Source organism: Streptomyces sp. YGL11-2 (assembly GCF_050054615.1).
Lineage (GTDB): Bacteria > Actinomycetota > Actinomycetes > Streptomycetales > Streptomycetaceae > Streptomyces.
The window spans coordinates 44815-58302 of sequence record NZ_JBNHIN010000019.1 but is presented as its reverse complement, the minus strand read 5'-3'; the positions used below and the strand labels follow the sequence as shown (position 1 = coordinate 58302).

General features: G+C 68.8%; 14 protein-coding genes and 4 pseudogenes. 6 read left to right on the top strand and 12 right to left on the bottom strand.

What is annotated here, in order from left to right; all coding sequences use genetic code 11:
• Nucleotides 1-75: 75 nt before the first annotated feature.
• Nucleotides 76-585: a hypothetical protein gene (locus ACO1BR_RS22275; protein ID WP_426796840.1), complete on the bottom strand. Its 510-nt coding sequence runs from the start codon at nucleotides 583-585 to the stop codon at nucleotides 76-78.
• A 10-nt stretch (nucleotides 586-595) separates the two neighbouring features.
• Nucleotides 596-1099 (bottom strand): SigE family RNA polymerase sigma factor, encoded by a 504-nt coding sequence (locus ACO1BR_RS22270; protein ID WP_426796839.1) that lies wholly within the window; start codon nucleotides 1097-1099, stop codon nucleotides 596-598.
• A gap of 509 nt (nucleotides 1100-1608) precedes the next feature.
• Between ACO1BR_RS22270 and ACO1BR_RS22265 the strand changes: the two genes are divergently transcribed.
• Entirely contained in the window at nucleotides 1609-1965 is a 357-nt protein-coding gene (locus ACO1BR_RS22265; protein ID WP_426796838.1) for a YciI family protein, read from the top strand.
• 40 nt (nucleotides 1966-2005) lie between these two features.
• Here the strand turns inward: ACO1BR_RS22265 and ACO1BR_RS22260 are convergent, their stop codons facing one another.
• A complete protein-coding gene (locus tag ACO1BR_RS22260; RefSeq protein WP_426796837.1) occupies nucleotides 2006-2884 on the bottom strand; it encodes a sigma-70 family RNA polymerase sigma factor in 879 nt (292 codons plus the stop codon).
• 105 nt (nucleotides 2885-2989) lie between these two features.
• Nucleotides 2990-3394, bottom strand: a complete 405-nt coding sequence (gene tsaA, locus ACO1BR_RS22255; RefSeq protein ID WP_426796836.1) for a tRNA (N6-threonylcarbamoyladenosine(37)-N6)-methyltransferase TrmO — start codon at nucleotides 3392-3394, stop codon at nucleotides 2990-2992.
• A gap of 84 nt (nucleotides 3395-3478) precedes the next feature.
• Between tsaA and ACO1BR_RS22250 the strand changes: the two are divergent.
• Nucleotides 3479-3604 (top strand): annotated as a pseudogene (locus tag ACO1BR_RS22250) (RNA polymerase subunit sigma-24); the annotation flags it as partial.
• Nucleotides 3605-3637: 33 nt separating this feature from the next.
• Here ACO1BR_RS22250 and ACO1BR_RS22245 read toward each other — a convergent pair.
• From ACO1BR_RS22245 to ACO1BR_RS22235, 3 genes are all read right to left on the bottom strand, one after another.
• A complete protein-coding gene (locus ACO1BR_RS22245) occupies nucleotides 3638-4135 on the bottom strand; it encodes a DUF1203 domain-containing protein (RefSeq protein ID WP_426796835.1) in 498 nt (165 codons plus the stop codon).
• A gap of 185 nt (nucleotides 4136-4320) precedes the next feature.
• Entirely contained in the window at nucleotides 4321-5154 is an 834-nt protein-coding gene (locus ACO1BR_RS22240) for an NAD(P)H-binding protein (RefSeq protein ID WP_426796834.1), read from the bottom strand.
• Nucleotides 5155-5165: 11 nt separating this feature from the next.
• Complete coding sequence (locus ACO1BR_RS22235; protein WP_426796833.1) at nucleotides 5166-5477, bottom strand: putative quinol monooxygenase; 312 nt, start codon at nucleotides 5475-5477, stop codon at nucleotides 5166-5168.
• Nucleotides 5478-5578: 101 nt separating this feature from the next.
• Between ACO1BR_RS22235 and ACO1BR_RS22230 the strand changes: the two genes are divergently transcribed.
• Together ACO1BR_RS22230 and ACO1BR_RS22225 are read left to right on the top strand one after the other, a co-directional pair.
• Nucleotides 5579-6196 carry a TetR/AcrR family transcriptional regulator gene (locus ACO1BR_RS22230; RefSeq protein WP_426796832.1) on the top strand — a complete coding sequence of 206 codons (618 nt, stop codon included), beginning with the start codon at nucleotides 5579-5581 and terminating at the stop codon, nucleotides 6194-6196.
• 245 nt (nucleotides 6197-6441) lie between these two features.
• Nucleotides 6442-6689: pseudogene (locus tag ACO1BR_RS22225) on the top strand (flavoprotein); the annotation flags it as partial.
• A gap of 179 nt (nucleotides 6690-6868) precedes the next feature.
• On the opposite strand, the gene ACO1BR_RS22220 reads toward ACO1BR_RS22225, so the two are convergent.
• Together ACO1BR_RS22220 and ACO1BR_RS22215 are read right to left on the bottom strand one after the other, a co-directional pair.
• A complete protein-coding gene (locus ACO1BR_RS22220) occupies nucleotides 6869-7285 on the bottom strand; it encodes a YeeE/YedE thiosulfate transporter family protein (RefSeq protein WP_426796831.1) in 417 nt (138 codons plus the stop codon).
• Nucleotides 7285-7941 (bottom strand): YeeE/YedE thiosulfate transporter family protein, encoded by a 657-nt coding sequence (locus ACO1BR_RS22215; protein WP_426796830.1) that lies wholly within the window; start codon nucleotides 7939-7941, stop codon nucleotides 7285-7287. The genes ACO1BR_RS22220 and ACO1BR_RS22215 overlap by 1 nt, the downstream gene beginning before the upstream one ends.
• Before the next feature lie 1980 nt (nucleotides 7942-9921).
• Between ACO1BR_RS22215 and ACO1BR_RS22210 the strand changes: the two genes are divergently transcribed.
• Nucleotides 9922-11211 (top strand): serine/threonine-protein kinase, encoded by a 1290-nt coding sequence (locus ACO1BR_RS22210; protein ID WP_426796829.1) that lies wholly within the window; start codon nucleotides 9922-9924, stop codon nucleotides 11209-11211.
• 373 nt (nucleotides 11212-11584) lie between these two features.
• Here ACO1BR_RS22210 and ACO1BR_RS22205 read toward each other — a convergent pair.
• Nucleotides 11585-11864, bottom strand: a pseudogene (locus ACO1BR_RS22205) (glycine cleavage system protein H); the annotation flags it as partial.
• 183 nt (nucleotides 11865-12047) lie between these two features.
• Entirely contained in the window at nucleotides 12048-12293 is a 246-nt protein-coding gene (locus tag ACO1BR_RS22200; RefSeq protein WP_189301297.1) for a type A2 lantipeptide, read from the bottom strand.
• Nucleotides 12294-12446: 153 nt separating this feature from the next.
• On the opposite strand from ACO1BR_RS22200, the pseudogene ACO1BR_RS22195 reads away from it, so the two are divergent.
• Nucleotides 12447-12761 (top strand): annotated as a pseudogene (locus ACO1BR_RS22195) (hypothetical protein); the annotation flags it as partial.
• 40 nt (nucleotides 12762-12801) lie between these two features.
• Here ACO1BR_RS22195 and ACO1BR_RS22190 read toward each other — a convergent pair.
• On the bottom strand, nucleotides 12802-13035 hold the full coding sequence (locus ACO1BR_RS22190) for a hypothetical protein (protein WP_426796910.1): 234 nt from the start codon (nucleotides 13033-13035) through the stop codon (nucleotides 12802-12804).
• Between the last annotated feature and the right edge of the window lie 453 nt (nucleotides 13036-13488).

Sequence of the window (13488 nt, the reverse complement as noted above, 5' to 3'; positions counted from 1 at the left end):
CTCCCTCTCACCCAGGTGTACGGACACTGGGCTTCCGCACACACCCATCGGGACCGCTTGAACGCGGCCAGGGCGCTACCTGGCGGTCGAGGTCTGTGTCGGCGTCGGAACCGGCTCGGCGGTTGAGGGACGGTACGGCATCGGCACCGGACCGGTAGTTGAGGCGCAGGTCGGCATCGGAACCGGCCTGGCGGGTGATGTGCGGGTGGGCATCGGAGGCCCGGGGGGCGAGGGGCGATACGGCATCGGCACCGGCCGGGTGGTTGACGTGCAGGTCGGCATCGGCGCGTCCGTGGCAGTGGGCACGGGGCGGGGCGTCGACGGCATCGGGACCGACTCGGCGGGGGTGCCGGGGCGGTGCTGAGGGCCGGTGGGGCCGTCCTGGGCGAAGGAGTTGGGCATGACCATCAGTCCGACGCCGAGTCCGGCAACGGTCAGTACGGATCCGGTGGCCGTCCAGGCCGCACGAGCCCGCCGGCGTGCGCGAACGCCGGCGTGCAGTCGGTCTCGGTGCCGGTCCTCATAGAGCGTGTCCTCCTGGCTGTCGCGCATCATCCGCGCCAGCTCCTGCTCGAAGTGATCCATGGCTCCCTCTTCACTCCACCGGCTCTGCCTCAGCCAGAAGCTGACGCAGTCGTGCAACGCCGCGTGCCGTCAGTGAACGGGCGGTACCCACCGGACATCCCAGTACCTCCGCGACATCCCGCTCGGGCAGGTCCTGGTAGTAGCGCAGTACCACCGCAGCCCGCTGCCGCGCCGGCAACAACGCCAACACGGCCTCCAACCGGGTCTGTTCGTCCACGGCAGCGGTCTCGTCTGCCACCTCGGGCGGGTCGGGCAGCTGGTCCACAGGGTGCTCGCCCCACCAGCGACGCCGTGCCGAGCGAGCCGCGGCACGGGCCAGGACCCTGCGCACATACGCCTCGGGCGCCTGCTCGGCCACCTTCGGCCAGGCAAACCACAGTTTGACGAGCGCTTCCTGCAGCAGATCCTCGGCCCGGTGTCGGTCTCCACCGGTGAACAGCCGCGCCAGATGAAGCAACGCCGACCACCGAGCCGCCACGAACCGGTCGAACTCATCGGCCCGCACCAGCCCCATCAGCGTCGCCCCTCCCCTCAACACGCCCCTACACCCTCAATAAAGGCACTGGCCCCTGCCCCGCTATGCACCCCCGGCAAGTGACCTGGCTCACACATGCCATCCTGGCCGTGCCCACGGCGCACTTGTCTGGGACGGCGGCGGCAGGTCGGTTGCAGCGGCAGTCATGGCGTGCCGGAACGTGGCAGGTCAGGGATTTGCCCCGCGTCAGGTGGGCTCTGGCGAGCCTGCGGATAGTGGCGTTGCATGAATTCCGCGGTGATCTCCATCCGCCGCAGCATGGCCTCGGTCTGCTGCGGTGTCGCCCTGGTGCTGTGACCAGCGAGCGCGCTTGCGATGGGTGTAGCTCGCGCTGAGGGAAGGTCACGGTTCAGGCGTGACGACGTCGTACCGCAGCGATCAAGAACCGTAACGGCCTGACGGACTCCACGAGTTCCACCTGAGTGGTCACATCGGTGTGGTGCCCGGGCTCATGGGTGTGTGCGAAGGACGCACTCGATGGGGAGGACATGATGCAGTTCGTGTTGGTGATCCACCAGGGCACGTATCCGTTGCCGGGCACTCCGCAGGCGGAGTTGGTGTCGGAGGAGGACAGGAAGGCGGCCTACGCCGACTGGGCGGCGATCGGCACGATGGAGAACGTGACCGGTGCGCCGCCGATGGGTCTGCCCAAGGACGCGACGACCGTCCGCGTGGAGGACGGTTCGGCCGTCACCACCGAGGGTCCGTTCGACAACACCTCGGTGGGCGGGTTTCTGGTGGTTGAGGCCGAGGATCTGGATGCCGCGATCGCGATCGCATCGCGCGTACCGCAGGCGCGACTGGGTGGCGCGGTCGAAGTACGACCGTCCGCCAGGTACTGGTGAGTTCCTGGCCCGGTGCGCGCGGCGCACCGGGCCAGGCCGCTCACTCGGCCCGGCCGAGGACGCTGGAGGCAAGGCTGCGGACGCGGTCGGCGTTGTGGATGACGTCGATCCTGACGATCTTGTCGTCGGCGACGGTGAAGGCCATGACGGAGTACGGTTGCCCGTTCCGGGTGACCAGCGCACCGACCGTGCCGTTGACCAGGACGGGGCGCAGTTCGCCACCGCGGGGTGCACGGGCCCGCTTGGCCACCGCCGCCGCACCGCGGACGACGCGTGGCGGTCGGGTGGCACCGAATTCGGTGCGCTGCACGACATCGGGGTCGAGGACCTGGACGAGGGCGTCGAGGTCGGCGGTCCGCGCCGCTGCGTAGAACGCGTCGACCACCTTCCGCTGGCGTGCGAGATCCCGATCGGGCCGGGGGAGCTCCGCGCCGTTGACCCGGCGCCGCGCTCGGCTGGCGAGCTTCCGTGCGGCCGTGGGGGTTCGGTCGACGATATGGGCGATCTCGCCGAAGGGCAGGTCGAACATGTCGTGCAGCACGAACGCCAACCGCTCGGCCGGGGTGAGCCGTTCGAGTACGACAAGCAGCGCCAGGCCCACCGCGTCGGCCAGCAGCGCCTCCTGCTCGGGGTCGGGGTCTCCAGCCCAGACGACCGGGTCGGGCAGGTGCCCGACCAGCGGGTCTTCCCGGCGGCGCCGTCGGGACCGCAGCTGGTGCAGGCACTCCCGCGCGACGACGGTGGTCAGCCATCCGCTGAGGTTGTCGATTCGTTCCTCGTCGGCCCGGCTCAGCCGAAGCCAGGCGTCCTGCACCGCGTCGTCGGCCTCCGCCACCGAACCCAGCATCCGATATGCCACCGCACGCAGCCGCGGGCGCTCCTGCTCGAAGTGCTCGGCCAGCCACTCGCTCTCGTTCACCAGTCACACATCCCATCGTCAAGACTCACCCGGATGAGCCTTCAGAGGCCGCCGATGTGACGGCAGTGACGGAGAACTCATCACCACAGGGTCAGGAGTGTCCGGTCAGCGGTCGGGCGTGAGGATGGGCTTGACGTCCAGGATCGGGGTCCCGTCGAGGGCTTCGAGGTTGCGGACGTGGATGCGCGGGCCGGCGACGGACAGGATGCGGATGGTGTGCAGGCCGATCGGGTTGGGGCGGTCGGGCGAGCGGGTGGCGAAGACGCCGGTGATCGGACGGGCAGCGTTGCCGCGTGGGTGGACCGAGAGCGTGTCGCGGTCGGCGCGGTCGAGCCAGGTGAGCAGCAGTGCGTCGGTGCCCGGGGTGAGGCCGTCCAGGGCGGGGACGTACTGGACGCCGAAGACGAGCCAGGCGTCGGGGGCTCCCTCGTCGGGCTGTCGGGGCGCCTCCGACCGGCCTGTCAGTGCCGACTCGACATGCCCGATCGGGTGCAATACGTATGCGGCCACGAATCCCTCTTCCTTGAGCGGGCCTGCGGGCAGTGTCGGTGAGGCGCCTGCCTGTCCACGGTGGTGAGTTCGTAGCCTGCCCGCGAGCCGCTGCTGGCCGACCCGTACCAGGACCCGACTTGGTCGGCGAAGTTGGCCGACTCGATGGCGGCCCTGTTGCTGCTGGAGCGGGCGGTGTTCGTGCCGCGAGAGGTGTTCGCCTTCGACTTCGCAATCCGGTACAGGCATCAGCCGCGCGGCAGCTTATCCGGCTTCGACCCGGCGAACGGCGAAGTTGAAGCAACCGGCTGCGACGTTCCGCAGATGAACGGTCCTGATGCGGGGGCGGGAAAGCAGCTCGCTCATCTCGCGGACGGCCTGTTCGCCGCCGGAGACGACGGTCGCCGCCGCCATGTTGCCGTCGTGGTCGTAACCCCTGACCACTTGCTCCCGGTGCGCGAGTCCGACGGGGTACTTGTGCCGGGCCGGGTACCCTGCGCAGGGTTCGGCATGGACGAACACCGGTCCGCGTTCCGCATACGGTCCGGCCGTACCCGGTGGCGTGTAGGCGATCAGCATGATCCGCTCGCCCAGCCCGGACTCGCCGAGGCAGCAGCGCAGCGGGTTGCCGCCCTCGTCCTCCACCTGCGCGCGCACCCGGTTGCCGGCCTCGTCGCAGCCCTCCGCCCGAACCCTCTCCAGGTACCCGGCCGGTATCGGCTCGACGGTCAACTCCCCCAGGGACAGTCCTGTTTCGCTCATGCGCCCATCGTGCCTTGGCCGTCAGGGCCGCGCTGGCGGGAATTCGCCATCGCGTTTGCGTTCATCCGGAGCAGTCACTCGTCCCCGACGGCGGTGAAAGGAGCGGTCGCCGGCATGTGACCCGGATCTGAGCGACAGCCACGTCCGAGGCAAGCTGACCGTCGTCATGCGGTGGCCAGAACGCCTCAACGGAAGTCGACGGCGTGGTCGGAGGCCCATTGACGGAACGTGCGCGCGGGCGCCCCCGTGACCTCTTCCACGGCAGATGAGATCAGGTTCGCTGCAGGCCGCGTTTCGGCACTGGCCAGCAGGGCCTCCACCAGCGCCGGCGGCCGCCCGTCCGCAAGCATCTGCCGTCGTGCGACATGGGCGGGAATCCCGTCGAAGCGCAACGGGCGGCCGATCGCCTCCCCGATCGTCCGCACCTGCTCGGCCCGACTCAGTATCTGAGGGCCAGTCAGGACGTGCCGCGCGCCCGCGTGGCCGCCGTCATCGGCCAGTGCGCGCACCGCGACGGCCGCGACATCGCCCTCGTGGATCACCGCGGCGGGTGCGATGTCAGGACCGCGCACCACCTCCCCACTGCGGATCTGCCCGGCCCAGCCCAAGGCATTGGAGGCGATCGTGCTCGATCGCAGGATGGTTCGCCCCAGTGCGGAGCGCTCGATCAGACGCTCCATATCGGCGTGGAGTTGGTTGATCGGGTCGCTCTGCAGCTCGGTGTCCTCGCGGACACCCGACGAGGAGAGGTAGACGACGTGGCGGACATGTCTTCCGATCGCCTCCAGCACGGCGGGGGCACCGTCGGTCGTGAGGAAGGGCCAGATCAGGAACACCCGGTCGATCCCCACAAGAGCCGCGTCAAGCGTGCCCGGTTCGGACAGGTCTCCGCTCGCGGCCTCCACTCCCGCCGGGAGCCCGACCTTCCCGAAGCCACGCAGGAGCGCCCGCGCTCCCACGCCCTCAGTCAGGAGTTGGGCGACAACCTGCCGGCCGACATTCCCGGTCGCGCCGGTCACAAGAATCTTCGTCACGCCGAGGTCTCCAGTGACCGGTAGGAGCCGACCTCGTCCACGTAGGTCACCACTGGCGGCTCGGAACACACCTCGCTCAGGGCGGCGCGGTAGCGCTGGAACGAAGCCAACTGGTGGTGCGGGGCTGCCACCGGGTCGCCGTCGGAGGTGATCAGGGCCAGAAATCTTCCGCTGCCGTCGAGCCGGTAGGTCTCATACCGCAGGCCGCGCGGACGGGCCCGCGCAAGGTCCGCATAGACGGCGTGCAGCAGAGCCACACTCTCGTCCACCCGCTCCTGCCTGACCGTGTACCGGACCATCACCTGCATACCGCCCCCTGATTCCATGCGTCGGCCGAGGCCGATCTCATTTCATCGGACAGCTTGTATTTCAGAAGTCAGCCTGTCAAGCGAATGCTAGGATGCGGAGCATGCCCCCGACTCGGAAGTACGAGCAGCGACTGCGCGCTCGGGCTGCGGAGGAGACACGGCGCCGCATCCTCGACGCCGTGTACCGGCGGTTGGCCGATGCGCCGGCCGAACCGGTCAGCGTGGACAAGGTCGCCCGGCTCGCGGAGGTGTCGCGCTCCACCATCTACACCGCCTTCGGCTCACGCGCGGGCCTGTTCGACGCGCTCGGCATGGACCTGCTCCAACGCGGCGGCTTCACCGCCATGGTGCGCGCGGTGCACCATCCGGACGCCCGGGAGGGCCTGCGCGGCGGCATCCGCGGCAACGTGCTGATGTACGCGGCGCACCGGGACGTGCTCCGCGCGCTGTACTCGATGGCCCAGCTGGACGCCGAAGCGGTCGGCGGCGCGGTCCAGCGTCTGGAACGCGGACGCGCCGAGGGCATGAACGGCCTCGCCACTCGCCTGTCCGAGCAGGGCCTGCTCCGCGACGGCCTCACCACCGAGCAGGCGTCCGACACGCTGTGGCTGCTGACCAGCTTCGACAGCTTTGACCTCCTCTGCACCGGCCGGGAACGCCAGCCCGAACAGGCCAGCGCGATCCTCACCGACGCCGCGGAGCGCGCCCTGTGCCGCTGAACGCGACGGCTGCCGCAGCACATTGGGCACAGCTGGGCTTGTCCCTCGCGGAGAAGGGACCTCGGATCGCCTCGCTCACCGCCCGGCTCCATGCCATGCAGGCCCGGGCCCGGGCAACAAGCGGCCGGCAATCACCGGCTCGCCGTGCGCTCGACGCCGTTCACGCCGACCTCGAAAGCCCCTCGGATGCCGTCCATCCCTGACTCAGCCCCGTCGACTCGGCAACTCTGGCGAGCGAGCCAGCCCTGGCCCTGGGCAACCTGTGCGAGGCGTACGGCTCCGGTATTCCGACCGCTGTCTAGCCGTACCTGAACGCGGCCCAAGCCGCCCCCCCGCGTACCGGCAGAGCTTGGACCGGCTGCGCGAGATGGGCGGCCTGATCGGGGCGTACGAACCTCACCGGCCCAAGGCCGGCGGCGGTGCCGACCACTTCCGCCGGGAGGAGGTGCTGGAACTGCTCACGCCCCAGACCCAGATGCCCAGCCGGTCCTGATAAGCCGTCACGACTCAGCCGCTGACCATGCACGCTTCTCCGTCCTCTGGTGGGGTTCCCATGACGGCCGGGCTCTGCGTCGCCGAGTCCCAGGTGCGCATGGGCTGCCGCAGGCCGTCGGGGAGACCGTCGAAGCGAGAGCCTCAACCTTCATGGCTCGTGTCGGTGGGCGTGCTGGGTTACAGCCCGCAGGAGCCGCGGTCGAGGTGGAAGTATCGGGCGTTGGCCCAGCGGCACAGCCGGATACCGACGATGACGCCGACGATGGTGACCAGGGCAGGCAGGTATCCACTGGCGACCTGGATGATCGGGATTGCCGGGCACCCACCCGAGATCGCCCAGCCCGTACCGAACAACACCGCGCCGGGGATCACGCCGGCGTGGATGCGCCCTGGGGTGCGGCGGACCCGCAGCAGAGCGAACGCGCACACGATGATCCCCACCGCACCCGCGAAGGAGAGGAACATGCGCAGGTCCTGGAAGGTGAACATGCGGTTCAGCTCGGCGTAGTCGCCGAAGCCGATGTTGGTGACGGTATAGCCGAGGGCCAGCCCGGTGATGATGGTGGCCAGCAGAATCGCGCCCCGGGTGCGCATCAGATCACCTTCCACAGGAGGAACGACACCGCGACGGCGGTGCCGAAGAACACGGCGGTCGCGACGATGCTGACCGGGCGTAGGCGGCCGCAGCCGCTGAGTCCGTGGCCGGAGCTGCACCCACCGGCCAGCCGCGTGCCGAAGCCGACCAGCACGCCTCCCACGAACAGCACGGCGATCATGGTGGTCGGATCGGCGGTGACCAGGTTCCGAAAACCCGGGCCCATGTCGTAGCGGAGGTGGAACCGCCCGGAGGTGACCGCGGCGATGAACCCACCGAGGAAGATCGACATCAGCAGGGCAGCCTGAGTGACCAGCGGGGCCGGGCGCAGGCTCGTGGCTGCCGGGCGTTCACTCGCTGCCGATTCGGCGTCGGCTTCGAGCGGCTGCGACTCCCCGTACGGAACCTGCGGCACGTTGGACGCGTCGGTGCCGGTGCCGAAGTGCTCTGCTGTAGCCGCGGCAAGCGCCTCAGCGAGAGCTTGATCGTCGGTGAACTCCTCGTCCATCCGCTCCAGTCGGCGTTCGCGACGCCAGTGCAACACGCGATCCCACGCGGCCGACACCCCGAGAGACCGATCGGTGATGAGGGTGTGGTTGATGGTGACCAGAGCGAGCCCGACAGCGCCCGCCCACCAGGGCCAGTAGGTACTCATGCGGGTCCTCTCATCCAATCGGCAAGTCGAGCCCACCAGCCGCGCTTTGAGCCGGGCGCTTGCTGTGTGTGTCGAGCGAGGCTGTCTGAAGGCCGGGCAACCTGTGGGGACGGTGACGGTTGGTCATGCCGGACAGCCGCTGGCGGAGGGGTTGCCCCGAACTGGGCCATGGCCTCCGGTATCGCGGTTCCAGGTCCTGACTGCTCAGGTGGCCGGGGCGGTGCCGGCTGGGGCCGGGACGCGGTCTCCGGTGGCCCCGGAGCGGGCCGTGGCCGCGGGGGCTGTCGGCGGACCGCCGCCGGGCCGGTGGCGCCGGATCGGTCCACCTCGGCCGGGGCTTCGAGGTGCCGCGCGCGGGCTCCGTTGGGCAGCAGGCTGATCGGCACGCGCTCGCCGGTGAGTGACATCTGGTAGCGCGCACAGCCGAGCCATCGATCCGCGCTGTCGCAGTAGTATTCGCGCCACCCTTGCAAGCTCGCCCTCAACAGGGGGAAAAGGGGGCATCCTGCGGCGTGAGAGCAACCCACGTTGCTCCTTCCTGACCGGCGCACCACCCGTTCGGGGAGAGCGGTTGCCGTTCTCGATTCCTGCCCTCGCTATGCCCGGTCGACGGTCTGAAAAGCAATGCGGTGACGGGCAGTGACAATAAGGCGCTGCGCCTCCATCCCTTGATCGGCCGCGATGCAACCATTGTTTCGGTGTTCCGAGCAAATCAGGGAGTTTTTCCAAACAGGCCACTTGGCACTACTTGGTGAGATACTCTCCGCGACGGATTTGCGGCGCCTGCCTCTCATGTCCGGATATCTGCGATCGCCGGCAAGGCTGCCTGAACCGTGATTCGACTGCATGATCGCGGCCCGCGCCGGCGCAAGTCAACTGTTTATGGAAGGGGTGTGAATTCTGGAGTTTCTTGTGGTGATGGCGTGAATATCGTGGATATCAAACGAAGAGTTGAGGGAGGGCAATCATGTGTCAACGTGCTGTCTGTCGGTCGTGCCGGAAGTTGACCTATGAGGGCTGCGGAAAGCATGTGGACCAAGTGCTCATGGGTGTGCCAACGGCTCAGCAGTGCAGGTGTGAGCCCGCGGAACGCAAGCGTGAACGCACAGTGGAGGCCACGACTCGATCGGAATCGGTGCCAGCCCGACAGGGCGGGGCGTCGCGAAGCACACACGCTCCTGGGTACCCCGGGAGTCCACCGGGCCGGTCGAGGGGCGGCTGGTGGGCTCGGCTCATCGATTGGCTGAAAAGACCGGCGTGAGGTAATGATCCGAGTGCGCTCGCTTTGGGGCCCTTGAGTTCAAGGTGTTGGTTATTGGGCCATGAGAACCCGGTTTTCGGAACTCCGGGGTGCCAAGTGACGCCGAACGCGGAGCCAGCACCGACACCCGTGTCCCGCGACGAACGTCGTCGGCGCTCCGCATGACAGCATCCGCTTCTTCTGACGGCCTCCTCCACTTTCTGCGGGCCCGCTGTACCGAAGAATGCCAGCGGTGTTACCCGACGGCCTTTGAGGGATTCACTGATGACGACAGCCCGCGGGCCACTGCCACGAGGGGCGCCCGGGCTGCCGTATGCGCGCAGGAGCGGGCCAGCACGGGGGGAACCGGCCCGCTCCTGCGGTCGGCGCCCGCTTGCCCCCCTCCAGGAGAGCGCGCGCCTCGACCCTCGTGATCGGGTCACTCCTTCCTGCGCGCTGCGCCCCTGGAATGTCACTGGAGGCGAGAGATGGTCACCAATCCAGCGCTCTTGTGAAGAGAGCGACTTGAAGCCGTCACGACTCAGCCGCTGACCATGCACGCATCCTCGTCCTCCGGCGGGGCTGCCCGTAGCAGCCGGGCTCTGCGCTGCCCGGAAAGACACGGTTGCAGGGCCGGTACGCTTGGGGCCGCTGCGGCACCCCACACCTTGATCCGCGCCCCACGGTGAGTCATGGCTTGCGGCGATCAAGACGTCTTTGGGCATGAGGATGAAGAACACGTGCTGATAGCGGGCCGATACCGGCTGCGAGACACCATCGGGCGGGGCGCGATGGGGGAGGTCTGGCGGGCCTTCGACGAGACGCTCGGCAGACCGGTTGCCGTGAAACTCCTGCTCCCCCACGACTCCGACCCCACCGCGCTCTCCCGCTTCCGACTGGAGGCGCAGACCGCCGGACGCCTCAGCCACCCGCATGTGGTCGGCGTACTCGACTTCGGCGAGCACGAAGACCGTCTGTTCCTGGTGATGGAGCTCGTCGACGGGGACAGCCTCGCCGACCAACTCACCGTCTCCGGACCGCTGCCCGCCGAACACGTGGCCCATATCGCCGCACAGGCCGCCCTTGGGCTGGCCGCCGCACACCGTCAGGGCGTCGTGCACCGGGACATCAAGCCGGCCAACCTCCTGCTGGGCGCCGAAGGCACCCTGAAAATCGGCGACTTCGGCATCGCCCGCTTCCTCGACGACCCCGGTGCCGCGCTCACCGCCACCGGTCAGATCGTCGGCACCAGCCTTTACCTCGCGCCCGAGCGGGCCCTGGGCCGCACCGCCGGCCCGGCATCCGACGTGTACTCCCTGGGCTGCGTGCTCTACCAACTCCTCACCGGCCGACCGCCGTTCCGGGCGGACAGTGCGGTCGCGGTGCTTCATCAGCACCTCGATGCCGCCCCGGTCCCACCCCGGCAACTCGGCGCCGATCTACCGCCCGCCTTCGAGAGCTATCTGCTCGGCCTGCTGGCCAAGGAGCCCGAGAGCCGACCCACGGCTGAGGAGGTGGCGGACTGGTTCGGGCGCGGAGCCTGGCGCGGCGCGCGGGAGCCGCTGCCGAGCGAACACCAGCATCACGGCCGCCCGAACCAGCCGCACACCACCGGCTCAAGGACCGCCGCCCCTGCAAGCTCCCCCTCCGCTCCCACCGCCCTCTCCGACCGTGCCTTCGCGCCGGTGACGGACACCGGGTGGCAGACGAGCGTGCACCGGGCCGCGACCCGCCGCGCACACCTGCCGTTCCTCCGCCGTTCCCCGCTGGTGGCCGTGCTGGGCGGCGCCGGCCTCTTCACCCTGGCGTTGGTGGTGGGCATGGTGTGGTTCTCGCCCGGCACCGACTCAGCTCAGGGGCGGCAGACCAACCCGCCCACGAGCACGAGCCCCGCCACGCCGTCCCCCTCGGCGTCATACGAGACCGCTTCCCCACCTCCGGCACAGCTTGCCGAGCAGAAGCCGGAGAGGGCCCCCGACGTCACACCAGGCCCCAAGAAGGCCCACAGGCCCGGCAAGCGCAAGCACTGAAAGGGGCCCGGAGCCCGGATCCTCACACGGTCTGCATCGCCTGGCTCCTGTCGCCCCACCTGTTGGGAGGCGAATACGTAGTTCCTGAAGACGCGCCCGAGGCCGCCGGGTTGTTCTCGCGCAGCGAAGAACTCACCAAGAAGCCGGTGGAGCGCGGTCACGGTTGCGGTGTCGTCCTGCCGTGTGACCGGGTGGACGCATCCGCCGCGGGCGAGGCGGCCGACGAGAATTGGCCAGGTCAGGTCGTGTCCTGTGCCGCAGGGGACTTCACATGGGCGCGCCAGGACGCGGGCTCCATGGGATTCGCTGAGTGGGTCCGGAATACGGCGCCGGGATACTCCCGGTCCGTTCCTCCCATCGCTGAAGGTAGGGGTCAGCTGGCGAACTCGGTGTACTCGTCGGCGGAGAGCAGGTCCCCGGCTCTTCCGAGACGCGCACTGTGAACAGCCAACAGCCCTCGAATGGGGCGGAGTTGACCCGCCCGGGTCGTCGACGACGTCCTGGTTGGCAGCGACGACCTCACCGGTCACCGGGGAGTACGGGTCGCTCACCGCCTTGGTCGACTCCAGCTCGCCGCAGGTCTCGCCCGCGGTCACCGTGTCACCGACTTCCGGAAGCTGCACGAACACGATGTCGCCGAGCCCAAAAGCTGCAACAACACCCGCACTTACCCAAACGACAACGTCGGCCTTCAGGACCACCACCGAATCCTGAAGGCCGACGTCACGCGAGCCCCTGAATTCGCCTACAGCATCAGCAAGCGATCGACGGGGCGCAGTAGCCAGGCCCCGAATTAGCCAGCAGTGCAAAGAGGATTCTCGGGGCCCGCTGGCGCGTCAGAGCCCGGCTATGCCGGAAAAGCCGGCCTGGCCCGAGATGGGGCCGGTGACCTGGATGCCGCCGCCACCGCTGATCGAGCCGCCGGGCAGACCCGGCAGACCCGGCAGACCCGGCAGCCCGGGCAGACCCGGGATCGCGGACGTGCCGTCCTGAACCATGTCGCCGAGAACGCCGCCGGAAACGCCGTCCAGGTCGGCCTCGGAAATCTCACGGGTCTCGACGGGAGTGAAGTCGTTGCGCATGACTGCCCTTTCCATTCGTAGCTTGGCGCGAGAGCAAACCATGCCGACCGGCCGCCCGGCGACCCCGGCCCATCGGTAATTTCTGCCGAGGTTCCCAATATCCCTACATGCCGCCCCGTGGAACCGTTCACGGGATCGCGGAAACTCCTTCACATGCCTTTCGAGATCCGACGCCCGTGGCCGGTTTACAGCACCATCGCCGCTGGAAACCGGTGGGACATGTCAGTATTCGAGACCGGCCAGAGCGCGGCGGATCCAGGCGATACGAGGGGTCTGTGGTCTTCCTGTGCACTTCACGGATGCTGCCCTCAAGGAAAGTCCGCCCGCGCTACCCGCACCGTCTCCGCCGGAGCCTTTCCTGCCGCCATCAGCCGCATCGACACCGACACCCCTCCCGAGCAACGACGTCGGCTCCATAATCTCCGTCACGGTGCCGCAACCCTTACCCACGCGGCCGGCGCCGACCTGAAGGACATCCAGGAGATGCTCGGCCACTCCTCGATCGCCATCACGGGCGGACACGTACACCAGCCTGCTGCCGGAAACCGACCGGGCGATCGCCGAAGCCGCCGCCCGCCCCGTCCCCCGCGCCCGCCGGACGGAACAGGCACCCGAAAACGACGCGGGCCTCGAAGCGGACGAGGAATCCGGAGCTGAAGGCGAGGAATCCGGGGCCGAAGCCGTACCGGACGGTGCCGGGGAATCCGCAGGCGAGCCCGCCCCTGGTGCCCCATCCGCTCACGCACCGCGCACGCAAACGGCCCCGGACGAGGAGTCCGAAGCCGAGCAAGACGCCTCCCCGGGGGAGGAACCCCAGGTCAGCGACTTGATGCGCAGAGCCCCCTGTCGGATTCGAACCGACGACCTTTATCGGCTCAAAGGGTCGATGGCCCCAGCCAGGTACTTCGCTGCTGTAGTGCAAACGGCTCCGGAGAGCGCGGTCCCGTAGGGCATTTGGCCAGGTCGCACGGACAATCGTGGTCGGTCTCGCCTCGCTTGGCCGCAAGTGGGGGCCGCGCCTCGTTGATGGCCGTACCGCACCCGGACGCCGTTCCCCGTGATTCCCTGCCCGATCCGGCTCGCTTGTGGCACGGAGGTTCCTGCTCGCGGTCGTTGCCGCAGCCGCAGGGACCAGCGTCTGGCGCCGGCCCCTGGCAAGGTGTTCGGTCAGTTACCCGTAGCAACGGGTATACCA